The organism is Serratia sp. SA088, assembly GCF_049065515.1.
GTDB classification, from domain to species: Bacteria; Pseudomonadota; Gammaproteobacteria; order Enterobacterales; family Enterobacteriaceae; genus Serratia; species Serratia nematodiphila.
Genome location: NZ_JBAKGW010000008.1, coordinates 248,415 through 270,430, shown reverse-complemented (window position 1 = coordinate 270,430; position 22,016 = coordinate 248,415). Strand labels below are relative to the sequence as shown.

The following is a 22,016-nucleotide window of genomic DNA, read 5'->3' as shown; positions in this document are numbered from 1 at the left end:
CCCGGAGAGTCAAGCGTTTATTTCGCTTTCTTCTCGCTGACCCGGCGGCTTGTCAGTCGTTGTTCCCGGTCAGTGGAGGCGCATTATAGGGAGTTCTCGGCAGGCCGCAACCCCTAATTGCAAAAAACTTTTCAAGCGCGGATTTTTTCGGCAAAACGCTGGCCAAACCCGCGTTTTTGTCACTTTTCGTACTGGATCTGGCTAAATTCCTGGGCGAAACGATCGACCTGCTGCCAATCTGTGTACTCCACTTCCTTACTGGTATCCGTTTCACCGCCCGTCATACGCATAATAAATTGAATCATGATGCGGTCGAACCAGCGATAGCGCGGATACCGCAATGCGCCGGCAAACACCGCACACTGTTTTGGCTGCCACGGCGAGGCCAGCAGGAACTTGCGGGTATAAGCGTTGGTTTGCGGCGAGCGCTTTTCCGGTTTACGCGCGGTCAGGTTCACGGCGAAGAAGGCGCTCGGCATCCTATTCAGCTGTTCGGCATGGCGCTTAACGAATTTATCCAGTACCGGATTAAAGTGCCCGTAACGGATAGAAGCACCGATCATCACCTGCTGGTACTGACTAAGGTCGACCTGTTCCGCCTGCAGCAGATCAATCACCTCACAACGCAGCGTGTCCTGCAACTTGCTTGCTATATAAGAAGCGATAGCACGTGTTTGCCCGTCACGGCTCGAATAAAGTATCAATGCCTTCATGGCGTACTCCTTATATCAGGCTCACTCACGCCAAAAAGTTGGCGTGAACAGCACCAGCAATGTAAACACTTCCAGGCGCCCGAACAGCATCGTCACCACCAGGATCCACTTGGCCGCCGCCGGCATCGTGGTGAAGTTATCCGCCACCACGCCCAAGCCGGGGCCAAGATTATTGAGTGTTGCCGTCACTGCGGCGAACGCGGAAAAATCGTCAACGCCGGTGGCAATGATCGCCAGCATACTGACGATAAACACCAGCGCATAGGCGGAGAAGAATCCCCATACAGCTTCCAGAATGCGTTCCGGCAGCGCGCGGTTGCCCAGTTTGATGGTATAGACCGCGTTGGGGTGCACCAGCCTCTTCAACTCGCGCGAGCCCTGCAGGTACAGAAGCAGAATACGGATCACCTTCAGGCCGCCGCCGGTCGAGCCGGCGCAGCCGCCGATGAACGCTGAGCACAGCAACAACATCGGCAGGAACAGCGGCCACTTGGCGATGCTGTCGGTCGTAAAACCGGCCGTGGTCGCCATCGATACCACCTGGAAGAACGCCTGATTGAGCGTTTCCATACCGCTCTTATAGACGCCATGTCCCCAGAGCACCAACGTGCATACCACCACCAGCGTCAACTGAACGAAGATGAACATGCGGAATTCAGGATCGCGCCCGTACACCTTCAGACTACGGCCGCTTAGCAAAGCGAAGTGCAGGCCGTAGTTACAGCCGGAAATCAGCAGGAACACGGCGATGATGGTGTTGATAGTCGGACTGGCGTAATAACCGATACTGGCGTCGTGGGTAGAAAACCCGCCAATGGCGATGGTCGAGAAACTGTGGCCGATCGCGTCGAACACCGACATCCCGGCTCCCCAGAGCGCCAGCGCACAGGCGACGGTCAGCAACACATAGATTAGCCACAGGGTTTTGGCGGTTTCGGCGATGCGTGGACGCATCTTGTTATCTTTCAGCGGCCCGGGCATTTCCGCTCGATACAGCTGCATGCCGCCGACGCCAAGTATCGGCAGTATCGCCACCGCCAACACGATGATCCCCATCCCGCCCATCCATTGCAGCATTTGGCGATAGAACAGGATGGCCTTCGGCAACGAGTCCAGCCCCACCAGCGTCGTTGCGCCAGTAGTCGTCAATCCCGAGAAGGATTCAAAGAAGGCGTCGGTCAGCGACAAGTTGGGCCGTTCCGAAAACAGGAACGGCAATGCCCCCACGCTGCCCAGCACGGTCCAGAACAGCACGACAATCAGGAAGCCTTCACGGGGCTTCAGCTCGTGTTTCTGTTTGCGGTTCGGCCACCACAGCATCAGACCGATGGTCAGCGCCACGAAGAAGGTTTGGCTGAACGCGCGCCCCGCCCCATCGCGGTAAATCAATGCCACCAGGCCGGGAATAAACATCGTCCCGGAGAACAGGATGACCAGCAGACCAACGATACGGGTTATGGCGCGAAAATGCATTTCAGCACGATCCTTAGCAATTCAATTGGGAGGAATTATTGCGAAATGGGGGTTAATTGCAAATTACCGCGACTGAGATCACGCAATTTATTCCCAAACAGTTCGACCTCGGTGGCCGGCAACGCCAGATGCAGCACGACGGCGGCGCCGTATTCGCCCTGCAGGATCCGACCTGCGGTTTGCTGCAGCAAGTTCTCCACCAACGCCAACTGCGCATAGTCGCACTGCAAGATATATTCGGCTTCCGGCACCTTTTGTGCCAACGCCAACTGCTTCAACGCCTGCTGAACACCGTTGCCATAGGCTTTCACCAGCCCGCCGGTGCCCAGCTTGACGCCGCCATAGTAACGAACGACCACGGCGGTCACTTCACCGATGCCGCTCCCCATCAGCTGCGCGAGGATCGGTTTGCCGGCGGTGCCCGACGGCTCTCCGTCGTCTGAGAACCCCAGTTGCTGCGAATCATCGGGGCTGCCGGCGACGAAAGCCCAACAATGGTGTCGCGCCGCCGGATGCTCATCCCGCACCTGCTGAATAAACGCCTTTGCCGCTTCTACCCCGCTGGTCGGCGCCAGCAGGGTGATAAAACGGCTCTTCTTTATTTCTTCGGTAAAGCAGGTGGCTTCCGCCGGTATCGGGTAAGGCCGCATCAGGCCAGGTTCAGATCGCGCGTCATGTTCTCGATGCGCTTTTCGTGGATCACGATGTTGTCTTCGATACGGATGCCGCCATACGGCTTCAGCGCATCGATGCGATCCCAGGCGAAGTGCTGCTTGAATTCACCGCTGCGCCACGGCGCCAACAGAGATTCGATGAAGTACAGACCTGGCTCGATGGTCAACACCATGCCCGGTTGCAACACGCGGGTGCAACGCAGGAATGGATACTTGGACGGCGCCGGCAGATGGGTGCCTTGCTCGTCCTGCATAAAGCCGGCGGCGTCGTGCACCTGCAGGCCCAGCGGATGGCCCAGCCCGTGCGGCAGGAACGGCGTGGTAATACCCGTTTCAACCATCGCCTCTTCGCTGAGGCCGTTCACCAACTTGTGATTCTTGAGCAACTTGGCGATGCGCTGATGCATTTGCACATGGTAGTCGGTATAGCGCACGCCGGGCTTGATGGTGTCGATCAGCGCCAGCTGTTCACCATTGAGATCTTTCACCAGGTGGGCGAACTCGCTGCCGCTTTGCGCCGCGTAGGTGCGGGTCAGATCGGCGGCATAGCCGTTATATTCCGCGCCGGCGTCGATAAGGAAACTCAGGGGTTCGGCCGGCGGCTGATGATCCAGCTTGGTGTAGTGCAGTACCGAAGCGTGTTCGTTCAGCGCTACGATGTTGTCGTAAGGCACGTCGGTATCGCGGTGGCCTGTCGCCGTCAGGTAGGCCAGGTTGATGTCGAACTCGCTCATGCCGGAGAGGAACGCCTCATGCGCCGCACGATGGCCGGTTACCGCCGTCTTCTGCGCTTCGCGCATGCAGGCCAGCTCGTAGCCGGTTTTGATAGAACGGTGGAAATCCAGGTAGTTCAACACCGCTTTCGGGTTGATGTTTTCAGAAGAAATGCCGAGATCGCGTGCGCGCTGTTGCGCATAACCGATATAGCCCACGCGCTCGCGCTGCGGCGGAAGCTGCTGGGCGATGGCGTCGGCGTTGGCCAACGGCATCAATTCAAGGGATTTGGTCCAGAAACTGTCCGGCAGCGGCTCTACGCTGTGCCAGTAGTCGACCGGGGAGTAGAACCACAGCTTCGGCTTATTGACACCGTCGATCCACAACCAGCAGTTCGGCACCGACGTCACCGGCACCCAGGCTTTGAAATGCGCGTTCACTTTGAACGGATAGCTATGGTCGTCCAAAAATACCTTTTGCAGCTCACCGGAGTGAATCAGCAGCGCATCCAACTTGTTGCGCTCCAGCACTTCGCGCGCGCGTTTTTGCAGCTCTGCCAGGTGGTCGTTATACAAAGAAGCCAGCGTTTCCATCACAGTACCCTTATGCCTTAGCACGAAAGAAGTCATCTTAACACAGCGCTCCGGCGCACCAACCTCATCGCGTTGGGCATGCGGAGCAGCTCGCAATTCCCTGCAAATGCCGTTACATCCGCAGCTTAACCATTAACCAGCCGCCCAAACCGAGCAGCGCTATCGCCAGCGCCCACAGGCCATGGTGTTCCAACAACACCGCGCCAGCCGCGGCGACGCCCGCCAGACACTGCTGCAGAAAGCCACACAGCGCCATCGCATAAGCGCCGTACTCTTTGGCATCGCTGACGGCCATCGCCATGCTGTTGGGAAACAGCACCGCCTGGCCAAAAATGGTCAGGCAATACAGCGCGATGAACAGCGCCATACCGGAAAGGCCGGCCAGAATGCCGCTCCACCACAACAGCAGGATCGCCGCCGTCGCCAGAGCCACGATACCGCTGCCGGTTTGCATCAGTTTTTTCCCGCCGACACGCGCCACCGTGCGGTTCACTGTCAGCGCCCCGCTGAAGTAGGCGACGCCGATCACCAGCCCCAGGGCACCGAACGCCGTGACGTTGAGACCAAAACCCTGCTGCATGACGAACGGACTCACCTCCTGCAATGTCACCGTGGTGGCGAAGCCCAATCCGCCGACGCAGGCCGGCCAGAAGAACCCCGGCCGCCGCAGGATGGCAAAGTAGGTTGCCGCCATCGCCGGGCGCACGCCCCCTGCCCGTCCCGCCTCCAGCGGCAGCGTCGCCATCAGCGCCAGAATGATCAAACCGGTGGCGCCCATCAGGACGAAGCCCATCTGCCAGTGCGAATATTGGCTGAGCAGGCCGCCGATAAACTGCCCCCCGCCCAGCGCGGTGATGAAAGCGATGGAGAGCACCGACAGACGGCGCGCCAGCTCATCACCGCTCCAGTTATCCCGCACGATGATACGCGCAATGATCGCCGCACCACCGGCACCCACACCTTGCAGCGCACGCAGCGCCAGTAATTGGGTACCGTTGCTGCACAGCGCCAACAGTCCGCTGCTGCCAATGAAAAGCAGCAGGGAAAGCGTCAGCGGCGCTCGGCGGCCAAAGCGATCGGCGGCCGCGCCCCAGAACAACACCGGCAAGGCAGCGCCGATGACAAAGATCGAAATGGACAGCTCGGTGGCGCGCCGGCTCATCGCCAGCTCGCGCATCACCGTCGGCAGCGAAGGCAGATACACGGTCGTCGCCATCTGCGCCATAAACACCAACAGACACGCCAGCGTCATGGTTCTGGCGGGAATGCTCCATAAGCCGCTGCGTTTGGCACAAGCCGCCTTAGTCATGCCTTACCTCGTCTGAATGATCAATCGCTGCGAGCAAGTGTATGAGGGCCGACAAACTCCAGCAAATGCCGATAGCACATAAAATATAACTCCGTTTTAAATCAAAACACTAACTTGGTGAGATGTGATCAGACCAGCAAATATGCAATCTCTCATTTGCATATTTTTAACATAAAAACCACACTCCTCTTCATCTGGTCATACCAGATCATACGCTGATTCAGGAGATAGACATGCTCTACCAAGGCGAAACATTACAACTGCACTGGCTCGATAACGGCATTGCCGAGCTGGTGTTCAACGCATCAGGCTCGGTCAACAAGCTGGACACCCGCACCGTCGCCAGCCTGGGCGAGGCGCTCACCGTGCTGGAAAACCAGCCTGAGCTCAAGGGGCTGCTGCTGCGCTCCACCAAAGCCGCATTTATCGTCGGCGCCGATATCACCGAATTCCTTTCTCTGTTTGCCGCACCGGCTGAAAAGCTGCACGAGTGGCTGGTATTCGCCAACAACGTCTTTAACCGGCTGGAAGATTTGCCGGTACCGACCATTTCGGCCATTAACGGCTATGCGCTCGGCGGCGGTTGCGAATGCATTCTGGCGACCGATTTCCGCGTCGCCTCGCCGGACGCGCGCATCGGCCTGCCGGAAACCAAATTGGGCATCATGCCGGGCTTCGGCGGTTCCGTCCGTCTGCCACGCCTGCTGGGTAACGACAGCGCGCTGGAAATCATCGCCGCCGGCAAAGACGTCAGCGCCAAAGACGCGTTGAAAGTCGGCCTGGTCGATGCGGTAGTGGCGCCGGAAAAACTGGCCGAAGCGGCGCTCAACATGCTGCAACAGGCGATAGACGGCAAGCTGGACTGGCGCGCCGCGCGTCAACCTAAGCTGGAGCCGCTGAAACTCAGCCCGATTGAAGCGGCGATGAGCTTCACCACCGCCAAAGGCATGGTACTGCAGACCGCCGGTAAACATTACCCGGCGCCGATGACCGCGGTGAAGACCATTGAAGCCGCCGCCAAGCTGGGCCGCGATGAAGCGCTGAAACTGGAAACCGCCAGCTTCGTGCCGTTGGCCCGCTCCAACGAAGCGCGCGCGCTGGTCGGCATCTTCCTTAACGATCAGTTCGTGAAGGGCCAGGCGAAAAAGCTGGCCAAGAATGTGGATGCGCCAAAACAGGCGGCGGTGCTGGGCGCCGGCATCATGGGCGGCGGTATCGCTTACCAATCGGCGCTGAAAGGCGTACCGGTGATCATGAAGGACATCAGCGACAAGTCGCTGACGCTGGGCATGAGCGAAGCGGCCAAGCTGCTCAACAAGCAGCTGGAGCGCGGCAAGCTGGATGGCCTGAAAATGGCGCAGGTGCTGTCGACCATTCAGCCGACGCTGGACTATGCCGGCATCGAGCGCGCGCAGGTGATCGTTGAGGCGGTCGTCGAGAATCCGAAGGTGAAAGCCGCCGTGCTGTCGGAAGTGGAAGGCCTGATCGGTGAAGACACCGTTCTGGCGTCGAACACCTCGACCATTCCGATTAATCACCTGGCAAAATCGCTGAAGCGCCCGCAAAACTTCTGCGGCATGCACTTCTTTAACCCGGTGCACCGCATGCCGCTGGTTGAAATCATCCGCGGCGAACAGACCAGCGATGACACCATCGCCAAAGTGGTGGCCTACGCCAGCCGCATGGGCAAAACGCCGATCGTGGTGAACGATTGCCCGGGCTTCTTCGTCAACCGCGTGCTGTTCCCGTACTTCGCCGGCTTCAGCCTGCTGCTGCGCGACGGCGCCGACTTCCGTCAAATCGATAAAGTGATGGAAAAACAGTTCGGCTGGCCGATGGGCCCGGCCTACCTGCTCGACGTCGTGGGCATCGACACCGCGCACCACGCGCAGGCCGTGATGGCCGCCGGCTTCCCGGATCGCATGAGCAAAGACTACCGCGACGCCATTGACGTGATGTTCGACAACCAGCGCTTCGGTCAGAAAAATCAACTGGGCTTCTACCGCTACAGCCAGGACAGCAAAGGCAAACCGCGCAAGGACAACGATGAGCAGACCGATGCGCTGCTGGCCGAAGTGAGCCAACCGCGCCAGACCATCAGCGACGAAGAAATCATCGCGCGCATGATGATCCCGATGATCAACGAAGTGGTGCGTTGCCTGGAAGAAAATATCGTCGCCAGCCCGGCCGAAGCCGATATGGCGTTGGTCTACGGCATCGGTTTCCCTCCGTTCCACGGCGGCGCGTTCCGCTACCTGGATACGCTCGGCACCGCCAACTACGTTGAGCTGGCCCAGCGTTACGCACACCTCGGCGCCCTGTACCAGGTGCCGGCCGGTCTGCGCGCCAAGGCCGAACGCAATGAAAGCTACTACCCGGTGGCGACACCGCTGTCCGACGTCGCTACCCGCCAACCGGCATGAGGTCATAAAGATGGAAAACGTAGTTATTGTTGATGCCGTACGCACGCCGATGGGCCGCTCCAAGGGCGGTGCCTTCCGCCAGGTACGCGCCGAAGATCTCTCCGCTCACCTGATGCGTGAAGTGCTGAGCCGCAACCCGGCGCTGGACGCCGCCGAGATTGATGACATTTACTGGGGCTGCGTGCAGCAGACGCTGGAACAAGGCTTCAACATCGCCCGCAACGCCGCGCTGCTGGCCGAGATCCCGCACCGCGTGCCGGCGGTGACCGTCAACCGCCTGTGCGGTTCTTCGATGCAGGCGCTGCACGACGCGGCGCGCGCCATCATGGTGGGCGACGCGCACGTCAGCCTGATCGGCGGCGTGGAACACATGGGCCATGTGCCGATGAATCACGGCGTGGATTTCCATCCGGGCCTGAGCCGCAGCGTGGCCAAAGCCGCCGGGATGATGGGGCTGACCGCCGAAATGCTGGCCAAGATGCACAACATCAGTCGCCAGATGCAGGATGAGTTCGCCGCGCGCTCCCACCAGCGCGCGCATGCGGCGACGCTGGCCGGTTACTTTAAAAACGAGATCATACCGACCAACGGCCACGACGCCGACGGCGTGCTGACCCGTTACGATTTCGATGAAGTCATTCGCCCGGAGACCACCGTCGAAAGCCTGTCGGCCCTGCGCCCGGCGTTCGATCCGGTCAACGGCACCGTCACCGCCGGCAGCTCCTCCGCCCTGTCGGACGGCGCTTCCGCCATGCTGCTGATGAGCGAATCGCGCGCCAAAGCGCTCGGTTTGAAGGCCCGCGCCCGCATCCGCTCGATGGCGGTCGTCGGCTGCGATCCGTCCATCATGGGCTACGGCCCGGTGCCGGCCAGCAAGCTGGCGCTGAAACGTGCCGGTCTGAGCGTGCAGGACATCGATCTGTTCGAGCTGAACGAAGCGTTCGCCGCCCAGTCGCTGCCGTGCATCAAGGATCTGGGGCTGATGGACAGCCTCGACGACAAGATCAACCTGAACGGCGGCGCCATCGCGCTCGGCCACCCGCTGGGGTGTTCAGGCTCCCGCATCTCGACCACCCTGTTGAACAACATGGAACGTCGCGACGCGCAGTTCGGCCTGGCGACCATGTGCATCGGCCTGGGCCAGGGCATCGCCACCGTCTTTGAACGCGTTTAGCTGTGTCTATCTTGGGATGACCGCGTTACCACTTCAAATCGCGGCATCCCGCCAAGTTTAGTTGCCGTTCTTCCCGCCTGTCAGGGGCGGGTTTTTTATGCCTGAAGTTTGCCGACGCCCAAATAAAAACGGGGCGACCCTCGGCCACCCCGTTCACCGCGCATCACATCGGTCAGATAAACGAAAACGCGTCGCCAAACATATGCGCTTCCAGCGCGCCGCGCTCGGCGCAGAAACGCTCGCGGGCGATTTTCGCCATCTCGAAACGCCCGGCGATGTAAATGTCATGCTCCGCCAGCGTGCCGAAATCCTGCAGCACCGCGCTAAGCACGGTGCCGCTGCGGCCACGCCATTCAGCCTCCGGCTGCTCGACCACCGGGATCACCTTCAGATTCGGATGCTGCAACGACAGCGCTTCCAGCTCACTCAAATCGTACAGGTGCTTCAGCTCACGCCCGCCCCAGTAGATTGAAATGTCGCGATCGGGTTGCTGCTCCAGCGCGGTCAACAGGATTGAACGCGCGTAAGAGAAACCGGTGCCGCCGGCGATCAGCACCAGCGGACGGCTGCCCTCTTCCCGCAGCCAGGCGTCGCCATGCGGCACGTCAACGGTGATCGCCTGCTCTTTCAGGATGCGATCCATCACCGCCATGGCGTACAGATTCAGCTCAGAAGCGCCGATATGCAGCTCGATGTAATCTTGCTGCGTCGGGGTTGATGCCAGTGAGAACGGGCGCTTGTCGCGCTCATCCATCACCACCATCAGATATTGCCCTGCCTTGAAAGAAAACGGCTGTTCGGGCACCAGACGTACCCGATAAACCGTATCGGTAATGGCCTCTACCGAGGTCACTTTACAGCTCAATATTGTCATGCGTTCCCTCTGTCGGGTCATCAATGCAAAGCTGAGAACAGGGCCTGACACTATAACGTCGGTTCCCTGTCACTGAAGATTGCGAGCTCATCCCAGATTTCGTCGACGCGCGCACGTACCTTTTCATCCATCTGAATCGGACGGCCCCATTCGCGATCGGTTTCACCCGGCCATTTATTGGTGGCGTCCAGCCCCATCTTCGAACCCAGGCCGGAAACCGGCGAGGCGAAGTCCAGATAGTCGATCGGCGTATTCTCCACCAGAACGGTATCCCTTGCCGGATCCATTCGTGTGGTGATCGCCCAAATCACGTCGTTCCAGTCGCGCGCATTGACGTCATCATCACAGACGATAACAAATTTGGTGTACATAAACTGCCGCAGGAACGACCAGACGCCCATCATCACGCGTTTAGCGTGGCCGGCGTACTGTTTTTTCATGGTCACTACCGCCAGGCGGTACGAGCACCCTTCCGGCGGCAGATAGAAATCGACGATTTCCGGGAACTGCTTTTGCAGGATCGGCACGAACACTTCATTCAGCGCCACGCCCAGGATCGCCGGCTCATCCGGCGGGCGGCCGGTGTAGGTCGAGTGGTAGATCGCGTTGCGGCGCTGGGTGATGTGGGTAACGGTGAACACCGGGAACTGGTCGATTTCATTGTAGTAACCGGTGTGGTCGCCGTAGGGGCCTTCCGGCGCCATTTCACCCGGCTCGATATAGCCTTCAAGCACGATTTCGGCGCTGGCGGGCACTTCCAGATCGTTGGAAAGGCACTTGACCACTTCGGTTTTGTTGCCGCGCAGCAGCCCGGCAAAGGCGTATTCAGACAGGGTATCCGGCACCGGCGTGACCGCACCGAGGATGGTAGCGGGATCGGCGCCCAGCGCCACCGCGACCGGGAAACGCTCGCCCGGGTGCGCCTGGCACCACTCCTGATAATCCAGCGCGCCGCCGCGATGCGACAGCCAGCGCATGATCACTTTGTTCTTGCCCAGCACCTGCTGGCGATAGATGCCGAGGTTTTGCCGTTCCTTATGCGGGCCGCGGGTCACCGTCAGCCCCCAGGTGATCAGCGGCGCAGCGTCTTCCGGCCAGCAGTGCATCACCGGAATACGGCTGAGATCGACATCGTCACCCTGCCATACCTGCTCCTGACAAGGCGCGGATCCCAGCACCTTGGTCGGCATGTTCAGCACCTGCTTGAACTTTGGCATTTTGTCGAACAGATCGCGGAAGCCTTTCGGCGGCTCCGGTTCTTTGAGGAACGCCAGCAGTTTGCCGACTTCGCGCAGCGCGCTGATGTCTTCCTGCCCCATGCCCATCGCCACGCGATTGGCGGTGCCGAACAGGTTACAGAGCACCGGCATGTCATACCCTTTCGGGTTTTCAAACAGCAGTGCAGGACCGCCCGCTCGCAGGGTGCGATCGGCAATCTCCGTCATTTCCAGGTAAGGATCGATCGGCTGGCTGATGCGTTTTAGTTCCCCTCTCTTCTCCAGCAACGAGAGGAAATCGCGTAAGTCACGGTATTTCATGCTGATCATTATAACGGCCAGTGGGGAGGGCATTATAAGCCCTCTTCACGGTTGTTGCTGCAATTTTGTTAACGCCGCCCGCCGCCGGGTGGCCCTCAGCCGCAGTTGAACGGCACCAGCGCAGCCAGCGCGCGCGTATCCTGATATTCACGCGTCTCCTCACCGTGGCGGAACACCTTGAAGCCCTGCCCGTTAGCGCTGAAGTAACGCAGCGCATTGCCTTCAACGTGCAGCAGGCTACCTTCACGCAGCGCCACCACCGACTCGCTTGGATTGACCGCGCAGAACTCCGCCAGGCGCTCGTCACGGGTTTCGCCCATGTGGCCGCTGATATGTGCGTCGATGTAGTGCGGGTTGATCTGCACCGGGAACAGCCCCAGCGCCGGCAGCACCACGCTGCAGCGCACCGGCATGTCATTGGTGGTGCGAATGCTCGGCGTGGCCACGTTGCAACCGGCGCTCCAGCCGACGTAAGGCACTTCACGCTCGCGCACCGCGCGCTGGATGGGCACGATCAGGCCTTGTTCGTGCAGCATTTGGTTCAGCAACCAGGTATTGCCGCCGCTGACCAAAATGCACTCCGCCTGCGCGATCGCCGCCGCCGGCGAAGCCGCGTGATGGATGCTGGTGACTTCAATGCCCAGCGTTTGCGCCAGCTCCTGCGCACGCTGGTCGTAGTCGTAACGGATCAGGGCGTAAGGGATAAAGACGGCGGATTTGATGCCGCGACGCGCAATCATCGCCAGCAATTGGCTTTTGGCGTACCCCAGCAGCTCGGCTTCGCCAGACAGCTTGCCGTTGCTCAACAGAAACAGCTCCATTTCTTTCCCTCTCGGTCAAAACGATGAATAGCGTCACAGCCGGCGGCGCAGCGCCTGCCATACTGTGACGGTAACAAATTTTTAGCCCTCTGTTATACCAGCACCGTATCGATAAGTGTGTGACCCCTCGCTAATAGCCGCAGATTCATAGAGATAGGTGATGTTACACACTGAAACTTGCATCACTATGTATCCGGAATAGCTTTTGATATGCTTACCGGCTGGCAGAAAGGCATGTGAAATTATGGAATCCTGGTATCTACTTTATTGCAAACGCGGTCAGCTGTTGCGGGCGCAGGAACATCTGGAGCGGCAGCAGGTAAACTGCCTCAGCCCGATCATCACGCTGGAAAAGATCGTGCGTGGTAAGCGTATCGCGGTCAGCGAACCCCTGTTTCCCAACTATCTGTTTGTGGAGTTCGATCCGGAGCGCATTCACACCACCACCATCAGCGCCACCCGTGGCGTCAGCCACTTCGTGCGTTTCGGCGCGTTGCCGAGCGTCATCCCGAGCAAGGTGATCGATGAGCTGCGCACGCACGCCAGCGAAACCTATGTCGATCCGGAAACCCCACAGCCAGGGGATACCGTTCTGATCGTCGACGGCGTGTTCGAAGGGCTGCAGGCGATCTACACCGAACCGGACGGCGAGGCGCGTTCCATGTTGTTGCTGAACCTGATCAACAAGCAGGTCAGTCAAAGCATCGACAACCGACAGTTCCAGAAGATGTAATGCAAAAGGCGCCCTCAGGCGCCTTTTTGTTGGCTCATTTTGCGCTTAGCGACGCATCGCATCGTCGTGCAGCCACTGCGCGACACGCTTGGCGAAGTAGGTCAGCACGCCGTCGGCGCCGGCGCGTTTGAAGCACATCAACGATTCCATCACCGCAGGTTGCTCCTGCAGCCAGCCGTTCTGAATCGCCGCCATATGCATGGCGTACTCGCCGGACACCTGATAAGCGAAGGTTGGCACACCGAAGGTATCCTTCACGCGGCGCACGACGTCGAGGTACGGCATGCCCGGTTTCACCATCACCATGTCCGCACCTTCCTGCAGATCCTGCGCAATCTCCTGCAGCGCTTCGTCGCTGTTGGCGGGATCCATCTGATAGGTCTTCTTGTTGCCGCCCTTCAGGTTGCCGCTGGAGCCCAACGCATCGCGGAACGGGCCGTAGTAGCAGGAAGCATACTTGGCGGAGTAGGCCATGATTTGGGTATTCACCAGGCCCTGCAATTCCAGACGATCGCGGATCGCCCCGATGCGGCCGTCCATCATGTCGCTCGGTGCCACGATTTCCGCGCCCGCTTCGGCATGGGACAGCGCCTGACGCACCAGAATGTCTTTGGTCACGTCGTTAATCACATAACCCTGCTCATCGATCACCCCGTCCTGCCCATGCGTGGTGTAGGGATCGAGCGCCACGTCGGTCAGAATGCCCAGTTCAGGCACCGCGTCTTTCAGCGCGCGCACCGTGCGCTGTACCAACCCTTCCGGGTTATAGGCTTCTTCCGCATGCAGCGATTTCAGGCTCGGTTCGATCACCGGGAACAGGGAAATCACCGGCACGCCAAGTTTGGCGATGGTTTCCGCTTCCTTCACCAGCAGATCGATCGTCATGCGCGATACGCCCGGCATCGAGGCCACTTCTTCCTGGCGGTTGCTGCCTTCCATGACAAACACCGGATAAATCAGGTCGTTGACCGTCAGTTGATTCTCGGCCACCAGGCGGCGGCTGAAGTCGTGACGGCGCACGCGGCGCATACGGCGACCAGGGAAGGTGCCCGGAAATGCATAGCTCATAGTTTTCTCCTAGCTCAAACCAGCCGGAATAGCCGGCGGGCGTTCTCATCGGTTTTTTGCCCCAGCCATTGCGGCTCTTCCTGCCGCCAGACGGCGACCTGATGCAAGATATGGGGCAGGAAACAGGGTTCGTTGCGGCGAGATGCGGGTTTAGGCTGTAAATCCCGGGGCAACAGATAAGGGGCGTCCGTTTCCAGCAGCAGACGCTCGGCCGGGATCTGCGGCAACAGGGCACGCAATTCCAGGCCGCGCCGCTCGTCGCAGACCCAACCGGTAATCCCGATCGACAGGCCCAACGACAGGCAGCTTGTTAATTCTTCGGCGGTGCCGGTGAAGCAGTGCACCACGGCCGCGGGCAGTTTATCCAACCACGGCGTCAGTAGCTCGGCAAAACGTGCGTGTGCGTCGCGGCAATGAAGAAACACCGGCAGCGCCAACTCCGCCGCCAGCGCCAGCTGCGCGGTGAACGCCGCTTCCTGCTGTACGGGCGTCGAGAAGTTGCGATTAAAATCCAGGCCGCATTCGCCGATCGCCGCCACTTCAGGGCGTGCGGCTAACGCATAAATCTGCTCGGCAGTGTGTTCATCCCAACCGCTGGCGTAATGCGGATGCACACCGGCGGTAGACCAACCGTAGCCCGCATGTTGCTGCGCCAATTCCGCCGCTTCGCGGCTCTCCGGCAGATCGGTGCCGGTAATCAACATCCCGGTAACGCCCGCGGCACGGGCGCGTTCCACCACCGCCTGGCGGTCTTTGGCGAATTGGCTGCTGGTGAGATTAACGCCGATATCAAACATGATTTTTTCCAAAGCAAAAGCCGCCCAATGGGCGGCTTCGCAATCAAGATGGATCAGGGAGCTGGCGGTTCGTCACCCTCGTCTTCTTCTTCCGCCTGCGGACGACGTTTGCCGGTATAGAAGCGGGCGAAGAACACCCCCACTTCAAACAGCAGATACATCGGTATTGCCAACAGGGTTTGCGAGAACACGTCCGGCGGCGTCAACAGCATGCCGACCACAAACGCGCCAACCAACACATACGGCCGTTTCTTCTTCAGATCTTCCGGCGAGGTGACGCCACTCCAGCACAGCAGAATGATGGCGACCGGCACTTCGAAAGCAACGCCGAACGCCATAAACAGCGCCATGACGAAATCGAGGTAGTTTTTGATGTCGGTGGCAATGGTCACCCCCATCGGCGCGGTCTTGGCAAAGAAGCCGAAGGCCAGCGGGAACACGATGAAGTAGGCGAAAGCCATGCCGAGGTAGAACAGCAGGCTGCTGGACACCAGCAGCGGCATCATCAAGCGGCGTTCATGCTTGTACAGCGCCGGCGCGATGAATGCCCACACCTGATACAAAATCATCGGTGCGGAGACGAACACCGAGACGATCATGGTCAATTTGATCGGCGTAAAGAACGGTGACGCCACGTCGGTAGCGATCATGCTCGCCCCGGCCGGCAGCTGCTTGAGCAGCGGCGCAGAGACCAACTGGTAGATGTCGTTGGCGAAAAACACCAGCACCACGAACACCGCCAGCACGCAAATAATCGAGTTAAGCAGCCGCTTGCGCAGCTCTATCAGATGACTGATAAGGGGTTGGGTATCTTCAACAGCCATGTATTAACGATCGCCACTAGGTTGGTGAGACGCTGGGGTTTTATCCGCAACAGGTTCGACAGGTGCCGGCGCGGTTTCCGCCGGCGCCTTAGCCGGTTGCGCCGCCACCGGCGGTGCTGGTGACACGGGCGCGACGGCTTCAGATTCCGCTGCCGGTTTTGGCGCGGCGGCGGGCGCACTGGCGCGGGTTGCCGCTTCCGCCGGCGTCACGCCGTCGTGCAAGGCTTCCGGATCGGTGATCTGCGGGTTATGAATGGTGTTCGCCAGCTCTTCTTTCTCGCCCTGGTAGGTGCGTTTCAATGATTCCGCCGCGTCTTTCAGCTCATCCATCGACGCCTTCAGTTCCGGCGTCAGGTTCTGCAGGCCGGCCTGTTCCGCTTTTTTCAGGCTGTCCTGCAGCTCCTGCAGCTTCAGCTCCTGAGACAGTTCGTGCTGCACCGAGGCCGCCAGCGAGCGCAGCGCGCGGATCCAGCCCGATACCGTTCTGACCGCGACCGGCAAGCGTTCCGGCCCCAGAACAACCAGGCCGATCACCAGCACCAGCAGCAGCTCACTAAACCCAATGTCAAACACGGTTTATACCTGCTCTTTGTTCTTCGACTCTTCCGGTTTCACTTCCGGCTGCTTATCGGTAATAGGCTTGGCCGAGAAGTCAGCGTCATCCAGGCTGCTTTTCTCAGCCGTGTTGGGGGTCGACGGCGTATCGTCGCCGATCGCCTTCTTGAAGCCCTTGATCGAGGCGCCGAGATCGGAGCCCAGCGTGCGCAGTTTTTTGGTACCGAACAACAGCACCACGATCACTGCGATGATCAACAATTGCGTAATACTAATACCGCCCATTTTAATTACCTCTAATTTTAAAGGGTCTTTTAAAGCCAGCCCGCATTATAGAGCCGACTTTACCAGAGTAACGAATTAAATCAGGTGGTTCGCTTCCAGCCAATCACCCAGCATACGATGCCGGCGGCCATCATCCAGGCGGGAAACACCTCGATTTGCCCCAGCAGCAACAGCGTGCCGCTTACCAACAGTGTAGCGCCAACGCCGAACAAATAACGTGACTGCCCCTGACGAACCCGCTGAGCCTGCATCTGGTTGGTCAGCTTATCAACGCTTTGTTGCAACAGTTTATGCTGCTGCAAGCTGTCGTAAAACAGCTCGGGCAGTTCCGGCAGCTTCTCCGCCCAGAACGGCGCTTTCTCTTTCAGCGCACGCACCACGGCGGGAATGCCGACCTGATCGCGCAGCCAGCTCTCGAGGAACGGCTTGGCGGTGGTCCACAGATCCAGCTGCGGATAGAGCTGACGCCCCAGTCCTTCAACATACAGCAAGGTCTTCTGCAATAACACCAGCTGCGGCTGCACTTCCATATTGAAGCGTCGCGCGGTGTTGAACAGGTTCAGCAGCACGTTGCCGAAGGAAATCTCCGCCAGCGGCTTCTCGAAAATCGGCTCGCACACGGTGCGGATGGCGAATTCGAAGTCTTCCACGTTGGTGTCGCGCGGCACCCACCCGGAGTCGACGTGCAGTTCCGCCACCTTGCGGTAATCGCGGTTGAAGAAGGCGATGAAGTTTTCCGCCAGGTAGCGTTTATCATCCTTGTTCAGCGAACCGACGATGCCGCAGTCGATGCCAATGTAGCAAGGATCTTCCGGATGTTCGTAGCTGACGAAAATATTACCGGGATGCATGTCCGCATGGAAGAAGCTGTCGCGGAAGACCTGGGTAAAGAACACCTGGACGCCACGTTCCGCCAACAGTTTCATGTTGGTGCCCTGCTGTTCCAGCGTGGCGATGTCCGAGACCGGAATGCCGTAAATGCGCTCCATCACCAATACGCTTTCGCGGCAGTAGTCGGAATAAACTTCCGGTACGTACAGCATTGGGCTGCCGTCGAAATTGCGGCGCAGCTGAATGGCGTTAGCCGCTTCGCGCAGCAGGTTCAATTCGTCCAGCAGAGTTTTCTCATACTCGCGTACCACTTCGCGCGGGCGCAGACGGCGGCCGTCCGGCAACAGCTTCGGCACCCAGCCTGCCAACCGGTACATCAAGCGCACGTCGGCCTTGATAATCGGCCCGATATCCGGCCGGATCACCTTCAGCACCACTTCCTGGCCGGTGGTTTTCAACCGCGCGGTATGCACCTGCGCGATCGAGGCAGAGGCCAGCGGCTGCTGATCGAAGTCATCGAACCAGGTCTCCAGCGGGCCGCCCATCGCCAGCTCGATATGCTTACGCGCCAACGCGCCATCGAAAGGCGCCACCCGATCCTGCAGCAGCGTCAGCTGATCGGCAATGTGCGGCGGAAACAGATCGCGACGGGTCGACATCATTTGGCCAAACTTGATCCAAACCGGCCCCAATTCCTGCAGCGCCAGCCGCAGACGTTCACCCAACGGTTTGTCCTTATGCCGATTCGGCATCCAGAACAACAGCCGACGGCCAAAGCGCAGCGGCAGCGTCAACCGCATTTTAGGGATCAGCTCATCCAGCCCATAGCTGAGAAAAACGCGGACGATAAAATACAAACGGCGCAGTTCGCCTGGGGTCATCGCTTGCCCTCCAACTTGTCCATACGGGCAATCAGCGCTTCCGCGCTGCGGGCGAGTGCGTCAACTTCTTCGTTGAACCACACCACTTCCAGCGGCCCCGGCGCCAGGCGCCACTCTTCTGTCAACGCCTCAGCCATGTCTTGCTGCCGGCGCATAAAGCCGGCTTTCAGCAGCGAGGCGCCTTTTCCCAGCGCCTGTGTAATGCCTTGGGCGGCGATATCGCCGATGTAGGGCGCCAGCCACTCCGCCGGATCCCACTCCGCCAGATCGAGCAGGCCAACCAGCTGTTGCACCACCTGAATATCGCCTTCCACCGTCAATTCGCCGCTGCGCATCAGCACCGGCAACTGCTGGCGATCGCGCAGCTTCAGCAAGGAGGGAATGCGGCTACGCACGGTGCAATCGGCGCTGTCTTCAGACTGCCCCAGCACATCCACGCGCAGTTCGCTGAACACCAGCACCAGCGGCGAAGCCAACTCTTCCAGTTCGATGCGCAGCACCTTGCCCGCCAGGCGTTGGCGGGCGGCTTTCATGCTGCGATCGCGAAACAGCAGGTTATTCAGCGAGGTTTCCAGCGCGCCGGTCAGCAGAGGGGTAAACAGCATCGGCATCTCCCTCTCAGAACTTGAAGCCGCGATGCAGGGCGACAATCCCACCGGTCAGGTTGAAATAGGTGACGTTTTCAAAACCGGCGTTGCCCATCATGCCCTTCAGGGTTTCCTGATCGGGGTGCATGCGGATCGATTCCGCCAGGTAGCGGTAGCTGTCCGGATCTTTCACCACCAGCTCGCCGATCTTCGGCAGCACGTGGAAAGAGTAGGCGTCATAGGCTTTGCTCAGCGGCGCCAGCAGCGGCTTGGAGAATTCCAGCACCAGCAGACGGCCGCCCGGCTTCAGCACGCGGAACATCGAGCGCAGCGCTTTGTCTTTGTCGGTGACGTTACGCAGGCCAAAGGAGATGGTGATGCAATCGAAGTAATTGTCCGGGAACGGCAGCGCTTCGGCGTTGGCCTGCACGTAATTGATGTTGCCGACGATGCCGCGATCGCGCAGCTTCTCGCGCCCCATCTTGAGCATCGAATCGTTGATGTCCGCCAGCACCACCTGCCCCTGCTCGCCCACCATGCGGGAGAACTTGGCGGCCAGGTCGCCGGTACCGCCGGCCAGATCCAGCACGCGCTGCCCGCGGCGCACGCCGCTGCAGTCAATGGTGAAACGCTTCCAGATACGGTGAATACCGAACGACATCAGGTCGTTCATCACGTCATACTTTGCCGCTACCGAATGGAAAACGTCCGCCACCATGGCCTGTTTTTCGTCTCTAGCGACGGTGCGAAAACCGAAATCGGTGGTTTCCTGCGATTGATCTGCCATTGTCCTGCCTGCTATTCAGTCAATTTTGTGTGGATGAGTGTACCAGAAGCCCGGTGAATACCCCACCTCGCCACGGCCTCAGCCGTGCGAAACGAAGCCCGGTTCCCCGGCGGTATCGTCATCGTCGTTCGTCTGCGGCAGCGCGGCGACATCATCGTCGTTCGCCTCTTCCGCTTCATCGTGTTGCGCGCCGGCTTGCTGCGCCAGCAGCGGGTTTATCGGCCGTTTGACCTCAACCCCCAACGCGCGGAAACCTTCAATTTGGCCGATAAGATTACCACGGCCTTCGCTCAGTTTGTTCATCGCCTGACGATAACTGCCCTGCGCCTTGTCCAGGCTCTGCCCCAGAGCGGACATATCGTCCACGAACAGCCGCATCTTGTCATACAGTTTCGCCGCGCGATCGGCGATGCGCTGGGCGTTCTGGCTCTGATGCTCATAGCGCCACAGGTTGGTGATGGTACGCAGCGCCACCAGCAACGTGGTCGGGCTGACCAGCATGATGTTGTGCTTAAGCGCTTCGCTGATCAGCTCCGGCTCGCGATCGATAGCCAGCAGGAAGGCGGGCTCGACCGGAATGAACATCAGCACATAATCCAGCGAACGCAGCCCCGGCAGCTGCTGATAGTCCTTGCGGCCCAGCATGCGGATGTGGCCGCGCAGCGAGGCGATATGTTCGCTCAGCGCCGCTTCGCGCTCCGCCTCATCCTCGCCGTTGAAATAGCGCTCGTAGGCGATCAGCGACATCTTGGCGTCAATCACCACATCCTTACCCTGCGGCAGGCGCACGATCACATCGGGCTGCATGCGGCTCTGATGATCCACCCGCACGTTGACCTGCGTTTCATACTCATGCCCTTCGCGCAGGCCGGAAGCCTCCAGCACCCGGCTCAGCACCACCTCGCCCCAGTTGCCCTGCGTTTTGTTGTCGCCTTTCAGCGCCTTGGTGAGGTTGATCGCCTCGCGCGCCATCTGCGCGTTCAACTGCTGCAGATTGCGTATCTCGTGCGTCAGCGTATGGCGCTCCCGCGCCTCCTGGCCAAAGCTGTCCTGCACCTGCCGGCGGAAACCGTCCAGCTGTTCGCGCAGCGGCAGCAGTAAACGATCCAAACTTTGCTTATTTTGCTCGTCAACCTTGCGGCCGCTGTGTTCAAAAATGCGGTTGGCGAGATTTTCAAACTGGGTGGTGAGCCGCTGTTCGCTGTTGATAAGCAGGCGCTGCTTCTCCTCCGCCGCCATACGCGTCTCTTCCAGACGGATGGTGACTTCGCGCAGTTCGGCTTCCTGCGCGCTGTTAACCTCGCGCTGGGCGCGCAGCTCCTGATTGAGCAGCTCGCATTCGTTGCGCCAATGGTTGAGCTGTTGCAGCTTCTCATGTCCGGCCGCCAGTTGGCTGTGCAGATTGCGCAGCTCCAGCTCGCTCTGGCGCAACTGCTGCTCGTGGCGCTGCAGCGTTTCCTGTCGCGCCGCCGTTTCCTGCTGCGCCTGCTGCAACGCTTGCTCCAGCAACCGCAGCTCGGTTTCATGTTGCGCATGCGTCTGCTGCACCCGCAGACTGGCGATCAGCCACCCCAACAGCATGCCGATCGCTACGCCGCCAATCCCATAAATCAGACTGGTATCCACCCTGCCTCCTGTTGCACCTTGCCGTTGCGGCGTTTTGCACGCCCATTGCCCGTCACGTTAAGGGGAGGCTGTATGGATGTCCAGCCTGATTTTGCCGGCCGCGCACAATATTGCGCGGCGCTGCGCAATTTAGCGAGAAATCAACCCAGCCACTGGCTGAGCCACTTGATGCCGAACGCCCCCGGCGCCAGAATGCCGAACGCCCAGATCATCGCCGACGTGACGTTGGCCAGTTGGAAATAGCGCTGCGGCATGCCGCAAATGCCGCCCACCAACGGCACCACGGCGCGCAGCGGGCCGAAGAAGCGGCCGATGAAAATGCCCAGCACGCCCCAGCGTTCAAAGAAGGCGTGGCCGCGCGCCAGCAGCTGCGGATTGCGCGACAGCGGCCACATATGGGCCACGCGATCCTGATAGTGATAGCCGATCCAGTAAGAGAGCCAGTCGCCGAAAAACGCCCCGGCGGCGGCGGCGGCCCAAATCGGCCAAAAGGCGATGCCGCTTTCGCCGATCAGCGCGCCCAGCGCCAGCAGGATCACCGTGGCCGGCAGCAGCAGCGACAAAAACGCCAGCGACTCGCCGAACGCCAGGAAGAAGATGATGGGAATGGCCCAGCCTTCGTGCTGACGCACGACGTCGCTGACCCAGTTGATAACGTCATTGAGGCTCAATACGGGGCTCCTGATACGCGATGGTTCGCCGCCTAGGATAAGCCGGGGCGAGTTAAACCCCGGTT

Annotated in this window: 21 protein-coding genes; 3 read left to right on the top strand and 18 right to left on the bottom strand. The window is 59.8% G+C overall.

Annotated elements, in window-relative coordinates; all coding sequences use genetic code 11:
* Nucleotides 1-179 precede the first annotated feature (179 nt).
* From hemG to ACOWVD_RS20335, 5 genes are all read right to left on the bottom strand, one after another.
* Nucleotides 180-713 carry a menaquinone-dependent protoporphyrinogen IX dehydrogenase gene (hemG, locus tag ACOWVD_RS20355; RefSeq protein WP_004934493.1) on the bottom strand — a complete coding sequence of 178 codons (534 nt, stop codon included), beginning with the start codon at nt 711-713 and terminating at the stop codon, nt 180-182.
* A 21-nt stretch (nt 714-734) separates the two neighbouring features.
* A complete protein-coding gene (gene trkH / locus ACOWVD_RS20350) occupies nt 735-2,186 on the bottom strand; it encodes a Trk system potassium transporter TrkH (RefSeq protein WP_004934492.1) in 1,452 nt (483 codons plus the stop codon).
* 35 nt (nt 2,187-2,221) lie between these two features.
* Nucleotides 2,222-2,836: an IMPACT family protein gene (locus ACOWVD_RS20345; protein ID WP_004934489.1), complete on the bottom strand. Its 615-nt coding sequence runs from the start codon at nt 2,834-2,836 to the stop codon at nt 2,222-2,224.
* A complete protein-coding gene (pepQ, locus tag ACOWVD_RS20340; RefSeq protein WP_004934485.1) occupies nt 2,836-4,167 on the bottom strand; it encodes a Xaa-Pro dipeptidase in 1,332 nt (443 codons plus the stop codon). Before pepQ ends, ACOWVD_RS20345 begins: the two co-directional genes overlap by 1 nt.
* Before the next feature lie 112 nt (nt 4,168-4,279).
* Nucleotides 4,280-5,476, bottom strand: coding sequence for an MFS transporter (locus ACOWVD_RS20335; protein ID WP_197763973.1), 1,197 nt, complete (start codon nt 5,474-5,476; stop codon nt 4,280-4,282).
* A 233-nt stretch (nt 5,477-5,709) separates the two neighbouring features.
* Here ACOWVD_RS20335 and fadB point away from each other — a divergent pair, with 233 nt between their 5' ends.
* Nucleotides 5,710-7,899, top strand: a complete 2,190-nt coding sequence (gene fadB, locus ACOWVD_RS20330; RefSeq protein ID WP_075685260.1) for a fatty acid oxidation complex subunit alpha FadB — start codon at nt 5,710-5,712, stop codon at nt 7,897-7,899.
* 10 nt (nt 7,900-7,909) lie between these two features.
* The gene (gene fadA, locus ACOWVD_RS20325) at nt 7,910-9,073 is read left to right on the top strand and encodes an acetyl-CoA C-acyltransferase FadA (protein WP_049241621.1); all 1,164 of its coding nucleotides are present in this window, start codon (nt 7,910-7,912) and stop codon (nt 9,071-9,073) included.
* Between the two features lie 172 nt (nt 9,074-9,245).
* Here the strand turns inward: fadA and fre are convergent, their stop codons facing one another.
* From fre to pepE, 3 genes are all read right to left on the bottom strand, one after another.
* Entirely contained in the window at nt 9,246-9,947 is a 702-nt protein-coding gene (fre, locus tag ACOWVD_RS20320) for an NAD(P)H-flavin reductase (protein ID WP_004934474.1), read from the bottom strand.
* 50 nt (nt 9,948-9,997) lie between these two features.
* Nucleotides 9,998-11,518 (bottom strand): 4-hydroxy-3-polyprenylbenzoate decarboxylase, encoded by a 1,521-nt coding sequence (ubiD, locus tag ACOWVD_RS20315; RefSeq protein WP_015376309.1) that lies wholly within the window; start codon nt 11,516-11,518, stop codon nt 9,998-10,000.
* 62 nt (nt 11,519-11,580) lie between these two features.
* Nucleotides 11,581-12,306: a dipeptidase PepE gene (gene pepE, locus ACOWVD_RS20310; protein WP_033631520.1), complete on the bottom strand. Its 726-nt coding sequence runs from the start codon at nt 12,304-12,306 to the stop codon at nt 11,581-11,583.
* Between the two features lie 244 nt (nt 12,307-12,550).
* On the opposite strand from pepE, the gene rfaH reads away from it, so the two are divergent.
* On the top strand, nt 12,551-13,039 hold the full coding sequence (gene rfaH, locus ACOWVD_RS20305; RefSeq protein ID WP_004934466.1) for a transcription/translation regulatory transformer protein RfaH: 489 nt from the start codon (nt 12,551-12,553) through the stop codon (nt 13,037-13,039).
* Nucleotides 13,040-13,084: 45 nt separating this feature from the next.
* Here rfaH and hemB read toward each other — a convergent pair whose 3' ends face one another.
* The 10 genes from hemB to ACOWVD_RS20255 form a co-directional block, all read right to left on the bottom strand.
* On the bottom strand, nt 13,085-14,107 hold the full coding sequence (gene hemB / locus ACOWVD_RS20300) for a porphobilinogen synthase (protein ID WP_004934463.1): 1,023 nt from the start codon (nt 14,105-14,107) through the stop codon (nt 13,085-13,087).
* Nucleotides 14,108-14,121: 14 nt separating this feature from the next.
* On the bottom strand, nt 14,122-14,904 hold the full coding sequence (gene tatD, locus ACOWVD_RS20295) for a 3'-5' ssDNA/RNA exonuclease TatD (protein ID WP_421105752.1): 783 nt from the start codon (nt 14,902-14,904) through the stop codon (nt 14,122-14,124).
* A 53-nt stretch (nt 14,905-14,957) separates the two neighbouring features.
* The gene (gene tatC, locus ACOWVD_RS20290; protein ID WP_004934456.1) at nt 14,958-15,728 is read right to left on the bottom strand and encodes a Sec-independent protein translocase subunit TatC; all 771 of its coding nucleotides are present in this window, start codon (nt 15,726-15,728) and stop codon (nt 14,958-14,960) included.
* Between the two features lie 3 nt (nt 15,729-15,731).
* A complete protein-coding gene (gene tatB / locus ACOWVD_RS20285) occupies nt 15,732-16,301 on the bottom strand; it encodes a Sec-independent protein translocase protein TatB (RefSeq protein ID WP_049241616.1) in 570 nt (189 codons plus the stop codon).
* 3 nt (nt 16,302-16,304) lie between these two features.
* Complete coding sequence (gene tatA, locus ACOWVD_RS20280) at nt 16,305-16,568, bottom strand: Sec-independent protein translocase subunit TatA (RefSeq protein WP_004934452.1); 264 nt, start codon at nt 16,566-16,568, stop codon at nt 16,305-16,307.
* An 80-nt stretch (nt 16,569-16,648) separates the two neighbouring features.
* Nucleotides 16,649-18,280 (bottom strand): ubiquinone biosynthesis regulatory protein kinase UbiB, encoded by a 1,632-nt coding sequence (ubiB, locus tag ACOWVD_RS20275; protein WP_004934451.1) that lies wholly within the window; start codon nt 18,278-18,280, stop codon nt 16,649-16,651.
* Entirely contained in the window at nt 18,277-18,885 is a 609-nt protein-coding gene (gene ubiJ / locus ACOWVD_RS20270; RefSeq protein ID WP_015376304.1) for a ubiquinone biosynthesis protein UbiJ, read from the bottom strand. Before ubiJ ends, ubiB begins: the two co-directional genes overlap by 4 nt.
* A 13-nt stretch (nt 18,886-18,898) precedes the next feature.
* Nucleotides 18,899-19,654: a bifunctional demethylmenaquinone methyltransferase/2-methoxy-6-polyprenyl-1,4-benzoquinol methylase UbiE gene (ubiE, locus tag ACOWVD_RS20265; protein ID WP_004934443.1), complete on the bottom strand. Its 756-nt coding sequence runs from the start codon at nt 19,652-19,654 to the stop codon at nt 18,899-18,901.
* 78 nt (nt 19,655-19,732) lie between these two features.
* Nucleotides 19,733-21,280: a DNA recombination protein RmuC gene (rmuC, locus tag ACOWVD_RS20260; protein WP_049241614.1), complete on the bottom strand. Its 1,548-nt coding sequence runs from the start codon at nt 21,278-21,280 to the stop codon at nt 19,733-19,735.
* Nucleotides 21,281-21,420: 140 nt separating this feature from the next.
* Complete coding sequence (locus ACOWVD_RS20255) at nt 21,421-21,951, bottom strand: DedA family protein (RefSeq protein WP_004934438.1); 531 nt, start codon at nt 21,949-21,951, stop codon at nt 21,421-21,423.
* Nucleotides 21,952-22,016: the final 65 nt, after the last annotated feature.

Bases quoted from the DNA above. Each gene is read 5' to 3' on its own strand.
- fre (WP_004934474.1), bottom strand. From the start codon at position 9,947: ATGACAATATTGAGCTGTAAAGTGACCTCGGTAGAGGCCATTACCGAT.
- tatC (WP_004934456.1), bottom strand. From the start codon at position 15,728: ATGGCTGTTGAAGATACCCAACCCCTTATCAGTCATCTGATAGAGCTG.
- fadA (WP_049241621.1), top strand. From the start codon at position 7,910: ATGGAAAACGTAGTTATTGTTGATGCCGTACGCACGCCGATGGGCCGC.
- hemB (WP_004934463.1), bottom strand. From the start codon at position 14,107: ATGAGCTATGCATTTCCGGGCACCTTCCCTGGTCGCCGTATGCGCCGC.
- ACOWVD_RS20345 (WP_004934489.1), bottom strand. From the start codon at position 2,836: ATGCGGCCTTACCCGATACCGGCGGAAGCCACCTGCTTTACCGAAGAA.
- trkH (WP_004934492.1), bottom strand. From the start codon at position 2,186: ATGCATTTTCGCGCCATAACCCGTATCGTTGGTCTGCTGGTCATCCTG.
- fadB (WP_075685260.1), top strand. From the start codon at position 5,710: ATGCTCTACCAAGGCGAAACATTACAACTGCACTGGCTCGATAACGGC.
- ACOWVD_RS20335 (WP_197763973.1), bottom strand. From the start codon at position 5,476: ATGACTAAGGCGGCTTGTGCCAAACGCAGCGGCTTATGGAGCATTCCC.
- tatA (WP_004934452.1), bottom strand. From the start codon at position 16,568: ATGGGCGGTATTAGTATTACGCAATTGTTGATCATCGCAGTGATCGTG.
- ubiE (WP_004934443.1), bottom strand. From the start codon at position 19,654: ATGGCAGATCAATCGCAGGAAACCACCGATTTCGGTTTTCGCACCGTC.
- tatD (WP_421105752.1), bottom strand. From the start codon at position 14,904: ATGTTTGATATCGGCGTTAATCTCACCAGCAGCCAATTCGCCAAAGAC.
- hemG (WP_004934493.1), bottom strand. From the start codon at position 713: ATGAAGGCATTGATACTTTATTCGAGCCGTGACGGGCAAACACGTGCT.
- ubiD (WP_015376309.1), bottom strand. From the start codon at position 11,518: ATGCCCTCCCCACTGGCCGTTATAATGATCAGCATGAAATACCGTGAC.
- pepQ (WP_004934485.1), bottom strand. From the start codon at position 4,167: ATGGAAACGCTGGCTTCTTTGTATAACGACCACCTGGCAGAGCTGCAA.
- ubiJ (WP_015376304.1), bottom strand. From the start codon at position 18,885: ATGCTGTTTACCCCTCTGCTGACCGGCGCGCTGGAAACCTCGCTGAAT.
- ubiB (WP_004934451.1), bottom strand. From the start codon at position 18,280: ATGACCCCAGGCGAACTGCGCCGTTTGTATTTTATCGTCCGCGTTTTT.
- pepE (WP_033631520.1), bottom strand. From the start codon at position 12,306: ATGGAGCTGTTTCTGTTGAGCAACGGCAAGCTGTCTGGCGAAGCCGAG.
- rfaH (WP_004934466.1), top strand. From the start codon at position 12,551: ATGGAATCCTGGTATCTACTTTATTGCAAACGCGGTCAGCTGTTGCGG.